At 42.3% G+C, this 18971-nt stretch carries 20 protein-coding genes; 11 read left to right on the top strand and 9 right to left on the bottom strand.

The features are described 5' to 3' along the window. Positions 1–1203, bottom strand: a complete 1203-nt coding sequence (locus ISP07_RS10775; protein ID WP_228290593.1) for an efflux RND transporter periplasmic adaptor subunit — start codon at positions 1201–1203, stop codon at positions 1–3. A 258-nt stretch (positions 1204–1461) separates the two neighbouring features. Between ISP07_RS10775 and ISP07_RS10770 the strand changes: the two genes are divergently transcribed. The 9 genes from ISP07_RS10770 (at position 1462) to ISP07_RS10730 (ending at position 8420) form a co-directional block, all read left to right on the top strand. Next, positions 1462–2253 (top strand): crotonase/enoyl-CoA hydratase family protein, encoded by a 792-nt coding sequence (locus ISP07_RS10770; protein ID WP_209327623.1) that lies wholly within the window; start codon positions 1462–1464, stop codon positions 2251–2253. Between the two features lie 69 nt (positions 2254–2322). Next, complete coding sequence (locus ISP07_RS10765) at positions 2323–2676, top strand: CidA/LrgA family protein (RefSeq protein WP_209327622.1); 354 nt, start codon at positions 2323–2325, stop codon at positions 2674–2676. Continuing rightward, a complete protein-coding gene (locus tag ISP07_RS10760) occupies positions 2666–3376 on the top strand; it encodes an LrgB family protein (RefSeq protein WP_166341800.1) in 711 nt (236 codons plus the stop codon). The genes ISP07_RS10765 and ISP07_RS10760 overlap by 11 nt, the downstream gene beginning before the upstream one ends. A 33-nt stretch (positions 3377–3409) precedes the next feature. Next, a complete protein-coding gene (locus ISP07_RS10755; protein WP_209327621.1) occupies positions 3410–4249 on the top strand; it encodes a mechanosensitive ion channel family protein in 840 nt (279 codons plus the stop codon). A 109-nt stretch (positions 4250–4358) separates the two neighbouring features. Beyond that, complete coding sequence (locus ISP07_RS10750) at positions 4359–5501, top strand: PepSY-associated TM helix domain-containing protein (RefSeq protein WP_228290592.1); 1143 nt, start codon at positions 4359–4361, stop codon at positions 5499–5501. After that, positions 5501–5971, top strand: coding sequence for a hypothetical protein (locus ISP07_RS10745; protein WP_209327620.1), 471 nt, complete (start codon positions 5501–5503; stop codon positions 5969–5971). The genes ISP07_RS10750 and ISP07_RS10745 overlap by 1 nt, the downstream gene beginning before the upstream one ends. Before the next feature lie 94 nt (positions 5972–6065). After that, a complete protein-coding gene (locus ISP07_RS10740; protein ID WP_209327619.1) occupies positions 6066–7217 on the top strand; it encodes a hypothetical protein in 1152 nt (383 codons plus the stop codon). Positions 7218–7265: 48 nt separating this feature from the next. After that, positions 7266–8156 (top strand): dienelactone hydrolase family protein, encoded by an 891-nt coding sequence (locus ISP07_RS10735; protein ID WP_209327618.1) that lies wholly within the window; start codon positions 7266–7268, stop codon positions 8154–8156. Between the two features lie 48 nt (positions 8157–8204). Further along, entirely contained in the window at positions 8205–8420 is a 216-nt protein-coding gene (locus ISP07_RS10730) for a hypothetical protein (RefSeq protein WP_209327617.1), read from the top strand. 86 nt (positions 8421–8506) lie between these two features. Here the strand turns inward: ISP07_RS10730 and ISP07_RS10725 are convergent, their stop codons facing one another. The 7 genes from ISP07_RS10725 to ISP07_RS10695 form a co-directional block, all read right to left on the bottom strand. Then, positions 8507–9214, bottom strand: a complete 708-nt coding sequence (locus ISP07_RS10725) for a TorF family putative porin (protein ID WP_209327616.1) — start codon at positions 9212–9214, stop codon at positions 8507–8509. An 11-nt stretch (positions 9215–9225) separates the two neighbouring features. Beyond that, positions 9226–10443 (bottom strand): BCCT family transporter, encoded by a 1218-nt coding sequence (locus ISP07_RS10720; protein WP_209327615.1) that lies wholly within the window; start codon positions 10441–10443, stop codon positions 9226–9228. 129 nt (positions 10444–10572) lie between these two features. Next, positions 10573–12243 carry a choline dehydrogenase gene (gene betA / locus ISP07_RS10715; RefSeq protein ID WP_209327614.1) on the bottom strand — a complete coding sequence of 557 codons (1671 nt, stop codon included), beginning with the start codon at positions 12241–12243 and terminating at the stop codon, positions 10573–10575. Continuing rightward, positions 12243–13706, bottom strand: coding sequence for a betaine-aldehyde dehydrogenase (gene betB / locus ISP07_RS10710; protein ID WP_054554308.1), 1464 nt, complete (start codon positions 13704–13706; stop codon positions 12243–12245). The genes betA and betB overlap by 1 nt, the downstream gene beginning before the upstream one ends. Position 13707: 1 nt before the next feature. Next, positions 13708–14298 carry a transcriptional regulator BetI gene (betI, locus tag ISP07_RS10705; protein WP_054554307.1) on the bottom strand — a complete coding sequence of 197 codons (591 nt, stop codon included), beginning with the start codon at positions 14296–14298 and terminating at the stop codon, positions 13708–13710. A gap of 293 nt (positions 14299–14591) precedes the next feature. Continuing rightward, positions 14592–15059 (bottom strand): nuclear transport factor 2 family protein, encoded by a 468-nt coding sequence (locus ISP07_RS10700; RefSeq protein WP_062566732.1) that lies wholly within the window; start codon positions 15057–15059, stop codon positions 14592–14594. 89 nt (positions 15060–15148) lie between these two features. Further along, positions 15149–16330, bottom strand: a complete 1182-nt coding sequence (locus ISP07_RS10695) for an MFS transporter (RefSeq protein ID WP_209327613.1) — start codon at positions 16328–16330, stop codon at positions 15149–15151. A gap of 110 nt (positions 16331–16440) precedes the next feature. Here ISP07_RS10695 and ISP07_RS10690 point away from each other — a divergent pair, with 110 nt between their 5' ends. Together ISP07_RS10690 and ISP07_RS10685 are read left to right on the top strand one after the other, a co-directional pair. Continuing rightward, positions 16441–17328: a LysR substrate-binding domain-containing protein gene (locus ISP07_RS10690; RefSeq protein ID WP_209327612.1), complete on the top strand. Its 888-nt coding sequence runs from the start codon at positions 16441–16443 to the stop codon at positions 17326–17328. A 100-nt stretch (positions 17329–17428) separates the two neighbouring features. Continuing rightward, complete coding sequence (locus tag ISP07_RS10685; RefSeq protein ID WP_209327611.1) at positions 17429–18520, top strand: alkene reductase; 1092 nt, start codon at positions 17429–17431, stop codon at positions 18518–18520. A 4-nt stretch (positions 18521–18524) separates the two neighbouring features. On the opposite strand, the gene ISP07_RS10680 is transcribed toward ISP07_RS10685, so the two are convergent. After that, a complete protein-coding gene (locus ISP07_RS10680; RefSeq protein ID WP_209327610.1) occupies positions 18525–18962 on the bottom strand; it encodes an MBOAT family O-acyltransferase in 438 nt (145 codons plus the stop codon). Positions 18963–18971: the final 9 nt, after the last annotated feature.

The following is an 18971-nucleotide window of genomic DNA, read 5'->3' as shown; positions in this document are numbered from 1 at the left end:
CTAAGAGTTAGCTTTGCTAGAAATAGTGCCGGTTGTTTCATCGACATTTTTTTCAACTGCTTTCACTTCAGCGCCTTGGCGTACCTTTTGTAAACCTTCAATAATGACTTTTTCACCAGCTTCTAAGCCTGACTCAACCACCCACATCGCATTAATACGTCGACCCAGTTTAACAATCCGCATAGCCACTTTGTTTTCATCATCAACAACGAGCACAAACTTACCTTGCTGGTTTTCTTGTACCGCTACTTGAGGAATGAGTGCCAAGTCTTGTTTATTGGTGCTTTCAACGATTAAGGTGACAAATAAGCCCGGCATGACAATGCCATCTGGGTTATCAAAAGCGGCTCTTAGCTCAACCGTGCCTGTATTGCGGTTAATTTTGGTATCTGCAAAATCAAGTACGCCTTTATCAGGGAAGGTCGAGTTATTCGGTAAGCGTAAAGTTAAATCGATAGGCACATCGCGAGGGTCTTTATCTGACGGTGCTTGATGATTTTGGCGATAAGAGATGTAGTCAGCTTCTTCAACCTGAAAACTTACATAAATTGGGTCAACATCGGTCAGCTCTGCAAGCTCATTAGATGATGGCCCAACAATATTACCCACATCATAGTTCACTTTACCGATGCGCCCTGCAAACGGTGCGCGTATCTCAGTATAGCTTAAATTAAGTTTTGCTTTTTCAAGCTCAGCTTCCGCGGCTTTTACAGCTGCTGTAGCCTGTTCAAAATTTGTGGTGAGTTTATCGAGGTCTGATTGTGAAATAAAACCTTGCGCAGCCACATCTTTACCACGTTTTAAATCTCTTTCAGCGGCGCCCGCTGCGGCAATTTTACTTTTTAGATCGGCTTCAACTTCTGCAACAGTTGAGCGATACTCAGATGGGTCAATACGTAATAAAAGCTGATCTTTCTCAACCGATGAGCCTTCATTAAAGTGGCGTTCAATGAGTTCACCCTCAACTCGGGCTCTAATAGCAACCTCTTGGAATGCTTCAGTACGCGCGACAAACTCTCGGTAATTACCAACTTCCTGTGTGACGACATTAAATACTGATACGGCCGGTGGCGGCGTAGTTTGTTGTTGTGCTTTATCATCTGAACAGCCAACTAATGTGGTTGTTAATGCGACAGAAATTGCAGCAAAAGCCAAAGAACGAGATGATTGTTTTGTTATGCGAGCTGTTTTGCGCATCAGCATATATTTACTCCTTGTAGCGCGACTTAAAGCTAAGTCTAGTCGTGTCATGGGATTTTGCGAAAGTATCTAACTAATCACAAAATCAAACTAGCGATGAACTAGCATCTTTGTTTTAAAAATATACACCAATTTGTAACTAAATATATGACAAGGTTACCCATTTTTGGAAAATATAATGATTCCTTGCGACACATCAGCAATTCTTTACTTAGTTGTAATTAACTCGTAAGCTCTAGCAAACAGGTCAGAGGAGTTACCATGATAAAACTAGAAATAAAACAACAAGTCGCATGGGTTAGCCTTTCTCGTCCAGAGAAACAAAATGCGCTCAGTTTTGCCATGTTTGTCGAGCTTGCAGACGTAATCAAAAAAATTAAACGTGATCGCAGCTTACGTGCGGTGGTTATCTCTGGCGAAGGCGAACACTTTTGCTCTGGACTGGATGTTGCTGCGGTGATGAAAAAGCCGAGTAATATCATTAAACTTTTATTCAAATGGTTACCAGGAAACCAAAATCTAGCGCAAAAAGTGGTGTTAGGTTGGCAAGACTTAAGTATTCCGGTGATTGCAAAAGTAACCGGACATTGCTTTGGTGGCGGTATGCAAATCGCACTTGGTGCTGATTACCGCATCGTCGATAAAAACGCTAAATTAGCGATCATGGAAGCTCGTTGGGGCTTATGCCCTGATATGGGGGCTAACGTGGTGCTTGCAGGTTTAATGAAGCGTGACCAAGCACTTTGGTTGGCAAGTCATGCAGGGCCGGTCTCGGCTGAAGACGCTAAAGAATATGGCTTAGTTACACAACTTACTGATGACGTTGATAAACAAACCGATGCTGTACTAGAAACCCTCATGGCGCGCTCGCCAGATACTCTGGCAGCAATTAAACGAATTACTCAGCAAAGCTACCGTTCACAGCAGCGTAAAATTCTCGCTAAAGAAACCTGGAGTCAAATTCGCTTACTGATGAACCCTAATACTAAAAAAGCGATTGCAAAAGCGAAAGGCGCAGAGGATATCAAGTTTAATAATGCCAAATCATGGTAAGCTAAAGTCGCATAGTACAACTGACAAGGGTATGATGTAGTTGTACTTTATTCGCAATTATCCTGACTTATGAAATACCTTATCAGTAGCGTTATTATTCTTACCTGCTTAGCCGTTGCCAAGTTTTTAACGGCTTTGCTTGAAAGCTCTTTCCCTGCCCCATTACTCGGTATGGTGTTACTGCTCGTGCTACTGTTAACAGGCCTCGTTAAAGAACAGCATTTAAAACCAACAGCCAGCCCTTTACTTAATTACATGCCGTTGTTTTTCATCCCTGCAGGGGTTGGTATTATTGAACATCTGAGTTTAATTTCACAGAACTGGCCTTTATTACTGACTATTTTTATAGTCGTGCCGCTGAGTAGTGTTTTAATCATAGGCGCTGTTATCGCATATTTTAAGGGCCGTGAAAATGACAGTTAGTTTATGGTGGCTCAGCGTCCCGCTTATTATTGTACTTTTCTTAGTACTGCGATTTTTAAACGCGAAAACCCAGCACGCCACAGTTAAAGCGCTTAGTAACCCTGTGTGCTGGGCAATTGTGTTAATTGCAGCGTTGTTAGTGGCACTGAAACTCCCCTATGAGCCTTTTGCCGAGCACAGTAAAGTTCTAAGCTGGTTGCTTGAGCCTGCCATTGTGGCATTGGCTTTACCGCTTTATCAGCAATTTATCCATGTCAAAAAGAACCTGCTGCTAATTCTCATAAGTTGTAGTTTAGGGGTGATCAATGCCACCTTTGTCGCGTCGCTTATTTGTTATTTTTTTGCAGCCCCAGCACAGTTAAGCGCATCTTTAGCAAGTTTATCTGTAACAACCCCCATCACCTTGTTAGTAACTGAGTCACTAGGCGGCATACCTTCTTTGGCGGCAGCCATGGTGATTTTTATTGGCGTACTTGGGGCTATATTTGGTAATTTGATTTTCTCGCTGATAAATATTCGCAATGCCCAAGCAAAAGGCGTTGCCATTGGTACGGCTTGCCATGCCATTGGCACAGCATCATTGATTAGTGATCAGCCAAAAGCGGGTGCCTTTGCCTCTGTGGCGATGGCATTAAGTGCGCTACTCAGTGCTATAATCGTGCCGCTACTCTATCCTGTAATACAGCATGTTCTGGTATAGTCAGAATTCGCAGTAACCTTGTTAGGAAAACACATGATTGACTCAGAAATACAACAAGTCGAAAAATACTACAATCTAATCATGGAATATTTGGTCACCTATAGTATGCAAATTTTAGGTGCCATCTTAATTCTATTTATTGGTTTATGGATTGCGCAAAAAGTATCGAACATGGTTGCTGGCCTCATGCAACGTCACAATATCGATATCACCCTCACCAACTTTGTCAGTAATGTCATCAAAGTATTGCTGATCATTATGTTCTTAGTTATTGCCCTTGGCAAAATTGGCATTAGCGTGACCCCATTTGTCGCTGCCATTGGTGCCGCATCTTTAGGTGCTGGTTTAGCAATGCAAGGCATGCTTTCAAACTACGGTGCGGGCCTTGCTATTATTGCAACAAGGCCATTTGTTGTTGGCGATACCATCGAAGTAAAAGGCGTCAGTGGGCAAGTTAAAACCATTGAACTTGGTCACACTATTCTGATTAACGAAGAAAAAGTCGAAATCACCATTCCTAACAAACATATTGTTGGCGAAATTATACATAACTCGTTTAGCTATTCGTTAGTTAAAGGTGAAATAGACATCGCTTATGATGCCAATGCAGACCTTGCAATTGAGCTTATCGAAAAGGTGCTAAACGATCATGAGCTAGTTAGTGATTCTCCTCATGCACAAGTCGGTATCGAGCGCTTTGCTGAGAGCGGTGTTACCTTGAGCTATCGCTTTTGGGTGCCAACCACCAAGATTATTGAGACCAAATTAGCGGTGAACCGCAATGTATTTAAAGTAATTCAAGGGGCGGATATCGAAATTCCTTTCCCACAACGAATTGTTACCCTCAATCAAACTAATGATAAAGGCGCTTAAAGCGCCTTTTTTGCAGCTCGTCGACAGAGATTGTGTTTACTTAAAAGATTGTAGTACAATTTAAATGATAACAATTACTATCATCAATTAACGTCGGGCTATTTTTACCATGAGTAAACGTCTTTGGTTCCAACTACATGGTTGGTTTTCGCTCCCAGTATGGGTGCTATTTTGCTTTATCTGCATCACAGGTACTGTATCTGTGATAAGCCATGAGCTTACTTGGCTGACCAACAGTGAAGCACGTGCAAACAACCCAAATGATTTACCAGCACTTGGTGTTGATCAAGTTATTAATAGCGTTGAAAAAGCCTACCCGACTGCCGATGTAATGAGTGTACTCAATTATGAGCCTTACTTGGTAAATGCGGTTATTTTCACTGATACCGACAAACCTTATGCTGTGGCTTACGTCAATCAATACACCGGCGAAGTTCAAGCGGTTAATGAAACAATCTCATTCATTGAATTTATGCGTACCCTGCACGGCTGGCTATTCTTCCCTTGGCAAGAAGGTTACAGCGTAGGTTACTACCTCGTCAGCGCCATGGCTTTTGTTATTTTAGGTGCACTAGTAACAGGCTTAGTGATTTATAAAAACTTTTGGCGCGCATTTAGTCAGCCAAAACTACGTTTTAATCAAGGTAAAAAAACCTTTCTAAAAGATTTACATACCCTAAGTGGCGTTTGGTCAATTTGGTTTATGGCAGTAATGGCACTCACAGGCCTGTGGTATTTAGTGCAAGCCATCATGTGGCATAACGAAATAGACATAGAAGAGCATGCACCGCTCGTGGCGGTTTCAACTTTGCCTGCGAATAAACAAACACCGCCAACCGATTTAAAAGCGGCACTGGCTATTACCAAAGAGAAATTCCCAGATTTCAAACCTAGTTATGTGATGCTGCCAGAGCATAACCGCGGCATGTTTAATATCATGGGCAGTGGCGATACTATTTTCTACGATAACTACGCTTACTCAACTTCAATCAATCCTTGGACGGGTGAAATTGCAGCAAGTAAAAGCCCAGAAACCATGTCGGGGTTACTCACCCTTTCGCATATCGCCGATCCCCTGCATTACGGTAATATTGGCGGCCTGTGGACAAAGGTTATTTGGTTTATCTTTGGTTTGATTTTAAGTGGTATGTCGATCACTGGTTTTATGATGTACGCCGCAAAATTAGTAAATAACAAACCTGTAAAAGCGCGCCAATCAGCGCCAGTGAATAACGTTCAGGAGGCAAACTAATGGCTCGTTTACAAGCAACTTGGTGGCAACGTAAAAAGTATGTTTTACATGCTGTGGTACTGGCTTTACCTGTATGGTTTATTTATCAGTCATTAAACCCTCAGTTTCCTGCACTTTGGCAAGAGCAACAAGCGGGCGAATTTAAAATCGCCCCGATGCCGCTAAATGAAGATGCCCCGTACTCACACCACAATGAGTATGTGAAAGATTTCTTTATCGCCTTTAATCAAGGTGACATAAGTAATGTTCGTCAGGCGTATTTAAATATTGGCCAAGCGCCTTTAGCACTAACGGAGTTTGCTAAAGATGAAGAAGGCATAATGCATGGCACCAATCATGGTCAGCACGCCCATGCGATAGCTCCTAAATCCATCTCAGCAGATGATAAACTGTGGATCACAATACAAACTTGGCAAGGCCAACTGCATACCCTCAAATGGGATATTCCCAGCAAGTTTATTACTCAATAACATTCGAAAGCCACTCACTGAGTGGCTTTTTTAGATTGCTTCAACGGCTATGAATAGTGTAGCGTGAAGAAGCGTACTAACTGTCGGGGGCGTTATGCTAACTAAACAACATATTATCAAGTATTTATCTCTTACAATACTGCTACTTCTTTGTTGGCTAGAGCATTATAACCATTTCATTATGCGCTTTATCGACAGCGCCCTTGTACAATCAACCCTAGTGTATGCTTCATCTCGTACAGTTAATGCTGCTATATCGCTATTGCAATCAGCCGAAGTGGGCATTGGTATTGCCAGTATTCAACCTGCACAACTACTCGACCCAGTAAATGACCTGGCTGAATACATGTCGGATGCTATGCGCCTTGCAATAGGCTCGTTATTTTTACAGCGCATTTTATACACCATTTCTTCGGGGGTTATTTTTAGTGGTGTTTTTACTGTTTCGGTCGTCGCTTACTTTATTTGTGAATGGCGTAACTATTTATCTAACTTGCGTCATAAGATTATGGCGAGCTTAATTTTAATTCGCTTTTTAGTGCCTGCGGTGGTGCTTACAACAGGCCTCGTAAGCCAGATATTCTTAGATGAGCAAATTAACCAGCAAAGTGAGCTGGTGAGCGAAAAAGTCGAGACGGTGAATAGCAGTGCAAATAATACCTCGGCCTTATCTGCCAAGCTAAAGGCCGAGGTCGATAGTGAAAAACAAACCATCTTCGACAAGCTCTCGCTATTAAATGAGCAGCAGATTAAGAACCACCAGCAAGCGACAGAACTCAAAGTTAAGCTAACAGAGGTCGATAGCCAAATAGAAGCGATTCAAGCAACTCGCAGCTTGTCTGAGCGACTGACCTTTACTGAGCTTGAACAAGCCAAGCCATTACTTGATAAAAAGCAGCAATTAACAGCGCAGTTTAATGCGGTACTAAACCAGCAAAGACAGCTGAACCTAGACAAAGACGCCTTAAACGAACAACTAGAAAACTTAAATGCATCACTCAATCAAGACCAATCGTCGCAAGTGAGTAAAATTATTGATACCGTCACCTCTGGCATTAGCAACATGGTCGCTGCCGTCGAAGACTTATTCATCGACTTTTTGAATATCTTGTCTCTACTGATTTTAAAGCTGTTATTAATGCCGCTAATATTTTTATACCTATTTAACAAAGCCTTTAAGGCTATTTGGCAGCGCCGCTTTATGGATATGGTAATACAAACAAAGCAACTGGCTGTTAATCGCTGATATTTCAACTAAAGTTATAAACCTAACTCGCTTTTAAAGGATATAAGTATGACTGAGCAACGCCATAACCACATTCCCCAAGAAGCTTTCGATTGGTACGATGAATACGCCCATGGCTTAATGGACCGCCGTACCTTTTTGAAAAAGCTGGGTGGCTTAGTCGCCCTTGGTTATTCAATGGCAATGCTAAGTAGCGCTTTACTGCCAAACTACGCATTAGCTGAGCAAGTGTCCTTTAATGACCCTGATATCAAAGCCAGCTATAAAACCTTTGACTCGTTTAAAGGTCACGGCGAAGGTAAAGGTTATTTAGTCGAACCTGCTAATTTAACGGGTAAGCACCCAATAGTATTAGTGATCCACGAAAACAGAGGCTTAAACCCTTATATTAAAGATGTTGCTCGCCGCCTTGCCAAAGCTGGATTTATTGCCTTTGCGCCAGATGCATTACACCCTCTTGGTGGCTACCCTGGCAATGACGATGAAGGTCGCGCCATGCAGCGCTCTATGGATAAACAAAAAATCCAACAAGACTTTATTGCCGCAGCTGAATACATAAAAAGACACCCAAATAGTAATGGCAAACTCGGTGCGGTAGGCTTTTGCTTTGGTGGTTATATGGTTAACTACCTAGCAGCAGTTGATAACAAACTAATCAATGCGGGCGTGCCCTATTACGGCACTCCAGCCGTTAAAGAACTCAGACAAAATATCAAAGCCCCGCTACTTGTACACTTAGCTGAATTTGATAAACGCGTTAATGCAACGTGGCCAGAATACGAGAGCGACTTAAAAGCACATCAAGTGCCTTACACTATGCATATGTATGAACAAGCAAATCATGGTTTTCATAACGACTCTACCTCTCGTTATGATGAAAAACAGGCGGAGCTATCATGGCAACGCACATTGGCGTTTTTCAATGAGCAATTGATTTAAACAGAGCAATTTCATACACTCTCGAAAAAATTTTAGGCTAGAAAAGAGATGGAATCGCAAGTCAGTTATCGCTTTGACTCACAGCAAAGCGCCAATCGGTTTTTAAACAAGCTTAAGCATTGGTCAGTGGCTAAGGTCACTGCGAGTCTTTGCCAAGGTGGTTATGGCGTGAAAATACGTTACGAAGTCGATAATAGTGGCTTTGATTACACCCTTGCAGAGCTTGATGATTTAGCGATGCAACACGAAGGCGAAGAGATTTAATTCTTATACTCTAGTATTCTAGGCATAAAAAAACGGCTAACCTTGGTTAGCCGTTTCATTTTTAAAGCCGTACTATAAAACGCTACTTATAAATCAAAGCTACGTGAAATAGACGCGACAATACGCTCGTCTGCGGTATCCCAGTCTAGGCTGGTATTTTCGCCAGCAAGCTCAAAATCAAAACCTGCAAAGCTTGTTTGATAGGCTAAACGATAATGGTTGTATGACTTGTGATTACCATCCCAAGCAAACTTATTGCCATCTAATGAGTTAGATACATCAAAACTGGCACGAATTGCATGATTTGGGGCAATTTCAAAGGTATGCGCAAGCATAGAAATTACATGTCCAGCATCGGTACCGAAATAATCCCAAGCGTACCAAAAGTTAAGTTCTGTGAAACCCAGACTATTGGTGTAACCAAACTTTGCATAAGTCTCAAAATAATTACCGTCGCTTGAGTAATCTTCACCATGGTAAGAGTAATAAGCAATACCATAATCAACACTAAGGGCATCGTTTATCTCAACATAATTACCAAAATAAGCATCCCACTCAATGTCAGTACCTTCACCAAAATCTACATTTGAAGCCCAAGTACCTACATACATGCCTGAATCGGCAAAGGCGTAATCTAAACTACCTTGAATTGCAGGATCATTCTGAGTCTGGCTTACACCATTGAAGGTGTAATCTGATGCCAATGTAACCGTAGTCGATAAGTCAGCCATAGCTGATGTCGATAGTAATGCCAATGGCAACGCTGCTGCTAATACTGTTTGTCTTGTTGTCATGTTGGTTTCCCCTAGCTAACTGTTTCTATTTTTGTGTAATCTAATTTATTGTCTTTTGGTGAGCCTTCGATATTTTTCACTGTTTTTAACTTGCTATAGCCAATAAACGCAGCACAGCCGAAAAATAATGCAATAACGAGCGCACCAACCCATTGGATCTGTAAAAAGTCGAACTTAAACAGCAGGGTTAACAATGAAAGCGCCACCACATTTAAGGCAATATAATTTAATTTACCTAAACGTTTCACCGTTAAGTTTAGGTTATCTGTGTATAAACGGATCAAAGAATCAAGTGAGTTGATCACAAACACCACACCAACAAACACCATAGCGATGTTTTTCAGGCCTGCTGTTGCAATACCCGCTTCATGGTATTGATACAAAACACTAAACCAGATAGCGATTGGAATAGACGGGAAAATCAACATAGCTGCCAGCACTTGGTAAGTTTTTAAACCACCCACAAAGCGCGAAGTAAATTGACCAATCATGATGCTCCAAGCAAACCACCAAAACAGGTAGAAGGCATGGTAATCATTTAGTGGTAATACAAACTCATTGATGTTGCCAAAGTAGCTGCCAATTAACGCAAGATTATCAACAAATGCTGATGTTTGTGCATCAGAACCCACAAAGGCACCGAACCACATAAATGCGATTAAAGCGATAAACAACCAAGTAGTAGAAATACTTAAAAAGCGTACATACTTAATGTCTGTGCTCGAATACACAGCAAAACAAATCGCTGCAAACACCATTAAGTAGAATGTCGGAATAATTGACTCACCATCACCAAGCGACGGCAAATACCAAGGTAAATTCGACAGCAGTAAAAATGCAGTAAATGCGCATGTACCAATAATAACGATGTTATTTATTAGTTTTACCCAAGCAATTTCAAAAAATTTTACTTTGGGCTCTATTACGCAGAAATAAAAGCACGTAAGGAAATAAAATCCCCAGATCAAGAAGCCCCAAAAACCAAACTCGATGGCTAATGGATTGGCAAACGCATACTCTGGGCTTGCTTTTATGTCTGCATAACCTGCAAACTCTGTCAGTGGAAACATAATCAAGCCAACATCTAGGCCCGATGTAAATAAAATTGCAATGAACGTAAACGTTCTAACCGGTGTGACGCCAACACACCTTACCGTACCCCATTTAAATAAAATAACCGCAATTGCTAACAGGGTAAAAATGATGCCAGCACTAAGCCAAAAGGTCATAGTTACCCCCCCAAAATAAGTAATAATACTTCATTGTTTCTCCAGTTTTATTCCTCGCATTAACGCATCACAAACAACTCGTGATGCGCGCCACTGCAAGCCCCACAGCCGAAACTGCGGGTGGCCTTATTAGATCTCCGAACTACGCTGCGTTGATTGCCATTGTTTTTCCATAGCAACATCTGCAGTTGATGCCGATAACACAGGCTTACCTAAAATGTGGTCCGCCGCTTTTTCTGCCACCATAATGGTTGGCGCATTTAAATTACCGTTTGGAACGGTTGGGAAAATAGATGAATCTACAACCCGTAAACCTTCGATACCGTGTACTTGAGTTTGCGAGTTAACCACGGCCATCTCGTCTTCACCCATCTTGCACGAACATGACGGATGGTAAGCACTCTCAACCGCTTGACGAACAAACGCATCGATTTCTTCATCGCTTTGAACATCTTTACCGGGTTGAATTTCACCATCGCGATACTCATCAAACGCACTTTGCTCAATAATCTCGCGAGTTAGACGTACGCAAGCTCTAAAGCCTTCAATATCATCTTGATGCTGTAAGTAGTTAAATTGGATCTTAGGTGCAACCTGTGGATCCGCCGACTTAATCGTTACTGCACCACGACTTTTTGGTTTGTTATGCCCAACATGAACTTGGAAACCATGACCATCAAAGGCACTTTTACCGTCATAACGAATTGCAGCTGGTAAAAAGTGATACTGAATATCTGGCCATTCAACACCCGGTTTTGAGCGAATAAATGCACATGATTCAAAATGGTTCGTCGCCCCTAAACCTGAGCGGTTTAATAGCCAACGAGCACCAATTAGCCCTTTTGAAACAAGGCCTAATTTGCCGTTTAAAGTAATTGGTTGCTTACACTTATATTGGAAGTAAAACTCCAAGTGATCTTGTAAGTTTTGGCCAACACCTGGTAAGTGATGTTTAACCTCAACCCCCGCTTCGCTCAGGATGTCTTTATCACCAATACCTGATAATTGCAGAATATGCGGTGAACCAATTGGGCCCGCACTTAAAATAACGTCTTTTGCTGCAAATGCCTGCTGCTTAGAGCCAGACACTGAAAACTCAACACCAACGGCTTTTTTGCCTTCGAGCAATACTTTTTTAGCTAAAGCACCGGTGATTAGCGTTAGGTTTTTACGTGACTTAACTGGGTCTAAATACTCACGGCTAGCAGAGCTTCTTACGCCATCTTTAACTGTCATATGCATTGGCCCAAAACCTTCTTGCTGGGCTGCATTGTAGTCATCAGTTTGCGCATAACCTGCTTGTTGGCCCGCTTTGATAAAGGCTTTATAAAGCGGGTTAGCCATTTCATTACCGTTATTAACCCCTAATGGGCCGTTATCGCCACGGTAATTGTTACCACCTAAGTAGAATGATTCAGCACGTTTAAAGTACGGTAAGCATGCTTGGTAATCCCAGCCCTTAGCGCCGTATTGCTGCCACTCATCAAAATCTTTGGCATGACCGCGTACATACACCATGCCGTTAATCGATGATGAACCACCTAACACCTTACCTCGCGGGCAGTGCATCTGGCGGTTATCTAAATATGGCTCTGGCTCGGTATGAAATTGCCATGCATATTTGTCGGTATTCATTGGGATTGATAGCGCGGTAGGCATCTTTATAAAAATGCTTTTATCACTACCGCCCGTTTCAAGTAATAACACCTTATTAGAAGGGTCTGCTGATAGTCGGTTTGCCAACACGCAGCCTGCTGAGCCAGCACCGACTATGATGTAATCATAGTTCTGTGTACTCATTAAAATGGACTCTCTATATTGCTCATACCCACATAAATCGATTTAGTTTGGGTATAGTGATCTAAGGTTTCGATACCGTTTTCACGGCCGATTCCTGATTGCTTATAACCACCTACTGGCATTTCTGCAGGTGAATTACCATAGCTGTTTATCCAACAAATACCGGCTTGTAATTGATGGATCACGCGGTGTGCACGCTGAATATCTTTAGTGAACACGCCTGCGGCTAAGCCAAGGTGGGTATCGTTTGCACGCTGAATAACGTCATCTTCATCATCAAACACCAACACGCTCATTACCGGGCCAAAGATCTCTTCTTTAACTATGGTCATGTCGTCTTTACAGTCGACAAAAACGGTCGGTTCAACAAAGTAACCGTTTGGTGCAGATGCAGGTGACAGAGCCTTGCCACCGGTTAGTAAGGTTGCGCCTTCTTGAATACCTTTATCGATATAGCCAAGTACAAGCTCTTGATGTTTTTTAGAGATAAGCGCCCCTAAATTCACCTCCGGATCCATTGGGTCGCCAGCGATAATATTTTGCTCTGTGCGTGTTTTCAGCTCATCAATAAACTGCTGATAAACATTTTTATGCACATAAATGCGCGTACAGTTAGTGCAGATTTCGCCTTGCGTATAAAAATTACCTAACATTGCCGCACTAACAGCTTGTGATACATCGGCATCATCAAATACTAATAACGGTGACTTACCGCCAAGCTCCATGGTCACATCTTTAAGTGAACCAGCAGCGCTTGCCATTACTTTTTTGCCTGTGCCTACTTCACCAGTAAACGACACTTTTTCAATATTTGGGTTTGCTGTTAACCATTGCCCTACTTCAGCAGCGCCTTGCACAACGTTGAATACGCCAGCAGGTACACCCGCTTCGATGAAAATCTCTGCAAGTTTAATTGCACCAAGTGGTGTTTCTTCAGAAGGCTTGAAAATAACCGCATTACCCGCAGCCAGTGCTGGGCCTGATTTCCAACACGCAATTTGTAGTGGATAGTTCCATGCACCAATACCGGCACAAATACCTAAAGGCTCTTTACGTGTGTAGTAAAAGTCATTGCCAACCATTTGTTGCTGACCCACTTGCGCAGGAGCAAGACCAGCAAAATATTCGATAACATCGGCGCCCGTTTCAACATCAACACACTCGGCTTCTTGCCAAGGCTTACCCGTATCAAGTACTTCTACTTTTGCCAGTTCATCGTTACGTTCGCGTAAGATTGCCACGGCTTTTAATAAAATACGGCTACGCTCAATTGGCGTCATTGCAGACCATGCTGCAAACCCTTGTTTTGCGCTTTCGATTGCCGCGTTTTGAATAAACTCATCAGCGATTTCAACGTGATAAATCACTTCATCCGTTGCAGGGTTCTTAACCGCAAAGGTATCGCCAGTTTGATTCTTTAAAAAATGGCCATTAATAAAATTTTCGTAAACAGGTGTGGTCATTTTAGGCTCCATACTGTTTTATCAGTGAACGAATGTAGTCTTTAGCTAATTGCTCACAATGTTCGAATTGATCTTGGTCTGACTTACTTAATACAGCTCTTAGCCATAAACCATCGATCATGGCTGCACTTAACTCAGCGGCTAAGTTGGCATCACTATCGCTCATTAACTGTTTGAATGAGCTTAATAAGTTACTAAATAAACGTTTACTATTTACGTTTTGTAAGCGATGCAACTGGGCGTCGTGCATTGAATGCGCCCAAAAGCTCAACCAAGTTTTGGTGTTATTGCTTTGCTGCTGAATGCGCGAAAAGTTTGCTTCAACGATAAACATTAATCGTTGCTCTGGGCTGGTCTGCGGCGTTACTTGGTTCATCAGAGCTTGCTTTAAGCTGGTCAATAAATAACGCACAGTAGCTTCAATTAAGCCCTGCTTACCACCAAAATAATGACTGATAATGCCAGACGATAAGCCCGCCTTTTTACTAATGCTATTTATGGTGGTGCCTTGCAAACCAAGCTCTGCAACCGACTCTATTGTGGCGTCAATTAACTGCTGACGACGAACAGGTTCCATTCCAACTTTCGGCATAATTTTTTATTGATTGAACGTTCAATTAAAATAAAGGTTAAGGTAATGAGCATAGCAATTCAAGGTTGACAAATTGTAAACAACCGCAAAGCTACACTCGTTAGTTAAGCTAACCCACTGTTCTTACGTTTATTATCCGAAATATAAAAAAGTTTTAAATTTATTCAAAATAAAGCCTAAAAAGTATGAATTTAGGCTGAAATACGGAAAAAAGAGAAAATTTATTGCAGGCGTATTTTTAATAAAAAAGCGCTTATAAAAGCGCTCATATTAGGCTAAAAGTTAAGCGAGGCTCATTCGTGGTATTTACGAATCACCGCTATCTTGCCATCTTCTATTTCGAGCACATCCATAATGGTTTGCGTGTATTCAATTTCTTGTTGGTTTTGTGGGTGTATACCTTTAGCGTGATGGGTATAACGCAAAGCAATGGCAGAATCATTAAATATAAAGGTATCGAGTAAGTTTGCTTGATATTCAGTGTGCGCCCCAAGGTAAAAAGTCATGCCTTTACGCATCATCGCTTTGCCATCTGGCTCCCTTGAATCATCTGTTTGATAAGGTAAATGTTGGTTTGCTACATCGTCAGTTAATAAAGCTAAAAAGGCTTCTAGCTCTTTGTTGGTGGCATTGGGTGCTTGTGTTGCAACCATGGTATTAAAGTACTGCTGTGCTAATGCTGTGAGCTCTGGGTTAACTTGCTTTGCTTGGCTGCTAAATGTGCTTAACAGGCAAATAGCTAGAAAATAAAGGTGCTTCATCGTTATTCCTTGTGGTTTTAGTTATTGACTAATAATCAAACTACGCACCTAAAATAACGACAAAGCATCGAACTATCAACAATTTAGTTTTAAGCTGTTTGTGCCTTTGGGATCTCGCGTTTATCTAAATAGCCGCTGTATCGTGTTGCAATTAACGCCGCTAAACTGATGATAGCGCCAATCCAAGCAGTGTCTTGCAATGAGTAGTTTTCAACGACAACACCACCTAACACTGAACCTAGCGCAATCCCGATATTAAACGCTGCAATGTTTAACCCTGATGCCACATCGACAGCATTCGGTGTAAACTTTTCGGCAAGTTTAACCACATAGACTTGCAGCCCAGGCACATTACCAAACGCAAATGCCCCCCATACAAGTATGGTCAGTACCGCAGCGACTTTAGATTGCATGGTAAAGGTCAGCAACAAGAGCACAATACTTAAAGCACTAAAGATAATAGTCAGCGCACTAATGGGGCCTTTTTTATCGGCTAATTTACCGCCGTAAATATTACCAACAGCAACCGATACCCCATATACCAGCATAATTAAACTAATGGTGGCTGATGCAAAACCAGTTTGCTGCTCTAAAATAGGCGCTAAATAGGTAAAGGCAGTAAATGTGCCGCCATAACCAAGTATGGTCATCAAATACACCAGTAAAAGCCTAGGTTGCACCATTACTTTTAATTGCTCACTCAAAGTAGCCGGTTTACTTTGCTTTAAATTGCTCGGAATTAAAAATGCGCTACCAATGAGTGCAATTAATCCCAGTAAAGACACCACTAAAAAGGTCGCTCGCCAGCCAAAGTGCTGACCAATCCACGTTCCTAATGGCACACCGGTTACTAATGCAACCGTTAAACCGGTAAACATAATCGCAATGGCACTAGCTTCTTTATCTTTACTGACAAGCCCTGTAGCGATGGTTGAACCAATTGAGAAAAACACTCCATGGGCAAGGCCTGTTAGAATCCTTGCGGTGATCAAGCTACCATAACTAGGTGCTTGCCAAGCCAGTAAATTACCAATTACAAATAGGCTCATTAAGCTAAGTAATACATGTTTTCGATTCCAGCGTCCGGTAAGCGCGGTTAATACTGGCGCCCCCACCGCAACACCTAATGCGTACAAGCTAACAAGTAGCCCGGCACTTGGTAACGAAACCGCTAAATCATCAGCGATAGTTGGCACTAAGCCGACAATCACAAACTCAGTGGTGCCTATGGCAAACGCACTGAGAGTTAATGCAAGTAATGCTATTGGCATCACATATCCTCTGTTTAATTTTGAAAGTGCAGCTATTGTGGCTAAAATTAAATTTGCAAAAAATAGCAGTAGTGACAAAATACTTTTGTTAAAAATGAAAAGGTAAAACCATGAGCGTGATCTCCAACACCCAAGATTTAGAAGCATTTATTAGCGTGGTTGATACCGGCGGGTTCTCAAGTGCGGCCAATGCTCTCGATGAGCAAGTTGCAAAAATATCACGGGCGGTAACTCGGCTCGAAAAATCCTTAAACGTTACCTTATTCAACCGCACCACAAGACGCATTGAGCTGACCGAAGAAGGCGAATTATTTTTAGGCTATGCTAGAGAAGCACTGAGTCAGCTTGCACAAGGCGAAGAGGCCTTGAAGCTTCTGCACTGCGCCCCTTCAGGAAAATTAAGAGTCGATGCCGCAAGTCCTTTTGTGTTTCACCAATTAGCACCACATTTAAAAACCTTCAACCAAGTTTATCCTGACATAAAACTTGAGATCACCAGCCACGACAACATTATCGATTTGCTTGAGCATAAAACCGATATTGCTATTCGTATTGGTGAGCTTGCTGACTCAAACTTGCATGCGCGCACTTTGGGAGTTAGCAAACTACAGCTCGTTGCCAGTCCTGATTATTTAAAAGCGGCACCGTCATTAGATGAGCTAACCGACTTAGCCTTGCACCAGCTTATTGGTTTTACCGACGCGCCGCATTTAAATCACTGGCCGCTAACTACGCCTTTAGACCTTAAATTTTCAATCAGTGCATCAAGTGGTGAAACTGTGCGCCAACTTTGTATACAGGGTCATGGCATTTCCTTGTTGTCGGAGTTTATGATCAATGAAGATTTAAAAGCAGGCCGTTTAGTTAAGGTGCTCGAAGGCGAGGTACTGAGCCCTAATCGTCGTGAAAAAGTGCATGCGGTGTATTATCAAAACAGCGGTGTGTCATCACGAGTATTAGCGTTTTTAGACTTTATAGCACCCAGGTTAACGCTGTAGTTTTTTTGCACTTTTAACAAAAGTGTTTTGTTATTACCGGCATTAATTTCATAAATAATTTTCGTTATGCTGAAAGCATATTCGCTTTCAAGGAGCCGTAATGAACAAATTATTCGATACTATACAACTTGCCGGTCATACATTAAAAAACCGCATTGTTATGCCACCGATGACTCGCTCTCGCTCATCACAACCGGGTGATATCGCCAATGAATTAATGGCCGACTACTATGCACAACGTGCCAGTGCTGGCTTAATTATTAGCGAAGGTACACAAATATCAGCCCTAGGTAAGGGTTATGCTTGGACACCGGGTATTTACACTGCCGAGCAAATTGCCGGTTGGAAAAAAGTAACCGACAAAGTTCATCAAGCTGGTGGCATTATGTTCGCTCAGCTTTGGCATGTTGGCCGAGTATCTCACCCAAGTAATACAGGTGGCGAGCAACCAATTGCGCCATCAGCGATTGCAGCTAAAGACGTTAAAGTTTTTATTGATGAAGATGACAAACCCGACTTTGTTGCCACAGCACAGCCACGCGCAATGAGCCATGACGACATCAAACAGGTTATAAACGAATACCGTCAAGCTGCCCGTAATGCTGTAGATGCAGGGTTTGATGGTATTGAACTTCATGCTGCCAATGGTTACTTAATTAATCAATTTATTGATTCAGAGTCGAACCAACGCACTGATGAATACGGCGGCAGTTTAGAAAACCGTTTACGCTTTTTACAACAAGTGACACAAGCGGTTTGTGATGAAATTGGCGCTGAGCGTGTTGGCGTACGCCTTGCTCCACTCACAACCCTCAATGGAACGGTCGATGATAACCCGTTTGAAACCTATATTGGCGCAGCAAAAGTACTCAATGACCTTAACGTTGCTTACCTGCACATTGCTGAAGCTGATTGGGATGATGCACCTTTAATGGAGCAAAGTTTTAAACAAGCACTGCGTGAAAACTATGCCGGGTTAATGATTTATGCAGGCAAATACACTGGCGAGAAAGCAGAGCAAGCATTAGCCGCAGGCTGGGCTGATTTAATTGGTTTTGGTCGCCCGTTTGTTGCCAACCCAGATCTGCCAGCGCGCATTGAACAAGGCATTGAACTGGCTCAGCATGATCCAGATACCCTATTTGGAGGCGGTGCTAAAGGCTACACTGACTACCCCTTAGCAACGCAATAACGCACTAAAAAAAGTGGCTCGTCAACCAATAGCTCAATACAATAAAGCTGATGTTGGCGAGCGCTCTTAACAACCAAGGAGCAGAGCTAAACTGTATTTGGCTGTACTTGCTTACTAATACCAAAGCGCCCATCACAGTAAACCAAGGAGTAAAAAAGAATAGTGGCTTTAACTTCACTAAACTCACTGCTAAATCGTGCAGCGCCCCACTGACGGCAAAAGTAACAACAACCGCACACCAAACCGGCATAATGTCATTGCAAGGCTTCATGACATACCGAGATAAGTAATAGCTCCACACCGGATTCCAATATCGCCAAAATAGATAAAACGAGCTAGCACCTAGAGAACGTGTCAGCATATTGCGCAGCGAATCTTTATGCCCCAGAGGCACACCTGTACGTTTTTTAACGTATTGAGCAAGGGTAATAGCTGCAGACACTGGCTTTCT

The organism is Pseudoalteromonas sp. PA2MD11, from assembly GCF_017808125.1.
Classification (GTDB): domain Bacteria; phylum Pseudomonadota; class Gammaproteobacteria; order Enterobacterales; family Alteromonadaceae; genus Pseudoalteromonas; species Pseudoalteromonas simplex.
This window is presented reverse-complemented; position numbering and strand designations above follow the sequence as displayed.

Coding starts and splice junctions, on each gene's coding strand:
- ISP07_RS10690 (WP_209327612.1), top strand. CDS start 16,441: ATGAGCGTGATCTCCAACACCCAAGATTTAGAAGCATTTATTAGCGTG.
- ISP07_RS10695 (WP_209327613.1), bottom strand. CDS start 16,330: ATGCCAATAGCATTACTTGCATTAACTCTCAGTGCGTTTGCCATAGGC.
- ISP07_RS10775 (WP_228290593.1), bottom strand. CDS start 1,203: ATGCTGATGCGCAAAACAGCTCGCATAACAAAACAATCATCTCGTTCT.
- ISP07_RS10745 (WP_209327620.1), top strand. CDS start 5,501: ATGGCTCGTTTACAAGCAACTTGGTGGCAACGTAAAAAGTATGTTTTA.
- ISP07_RS10720 (WP_209327615.1), bottom strand. CDS start 10,443: ATGACCTTTTGGCTTAGTGCTGGCATCATTTTTACCCTGTTAGCAATT.
- ISP07_RS10735 (WP_209327618.1), top strand. CDS start 7,266: ATGACTGAGCAACGCCATAACCACATTCCCCAAGAAGCTTTCGATTGG.
- ISP07_RS10725 (WP_209327616.1), bottom strand. CDS start 9,214: ATGACAACAAGACAAACAGTATTAGCAGCAGCGTTGCCATTGGCATTA.
- ISP07_RS10765 (WP_209327622.1), top strand. CDS start 2,323: ATGAAATACCTTATCAGTAGCGTTATTATTCTTACCTGCTTAGCCGTT.
- ISP07_RS10730 (WP_209327617.1), top strand. CDS start 8,205: ATGGAATCGCAAGTCAGTTATCGCTTTGACTCACAGCAAAGCGCCAAT.
- betA (WP_209327614.1), bottom strand. CDS start 12,243: ATGAGTACACAGAACTATGATTACATCATAGTCGGTGCTGGCTCAGCA.
- ISP07_RS10700 (WP_062566732.1), bottom strand. CDS start 15,059: ATGAAGCACCTTTATTTTCTAGCTATTTGCCTGTTAAGCACATTTAGC.
- betB (WP_054554308.1), bottom strand. CDS start 13,706: ATGACCACACCTGTTTACGAAAATTTTATTAATGGCCATTTTTTAAAG.
- ISP07_RS10760 (WP_166341800.1), top strand. CDS start 2,666: ATGACAGTTAGTTTATGGTGGCTCAGCGTCCCGCTTATTATTGTACTT.
- ISP07_RS10750 (WP_228290592.1), top strand. CDS start 4,359: ATGAGTAAACGTCTTTGGTTCCAACTACATGGTTGGTTTTCGCTCCCA.
- ISP07_RS10740 (WP_209327619.1), top strand. CDS start 6,066: ATGCTAACTAAACAACATATTATCAAGTATTTATCTCTTACAATACTG.
- ISP07_RS10755 (WP_209327621.1), top strand. CDS start 3,410: ATGATTGACTCAGAAATACAACAAGTCGAAAAATACTACAATCTAATC.
- ISP07_RS10685 (WP_209327611.1), top strand. CDS start 17,429: ATGAACAAATTATTCGATACTATACAACTTGCCGGTCATACATTAAAA.
- betI (WP_054554307.1), bottom strand. CDS start 14,298: ATGCCGAAAGTTGGAATGGAACCTGTTCGTCGTCAGCAGTTAATTGAC.
- ISP07_RS10770 (WP_209327623.1), top strand. CDS start 1,462: ATGATAAAACTAGAAATAAAACAACAAGTCGCATGGGTTAGCCTTTCT.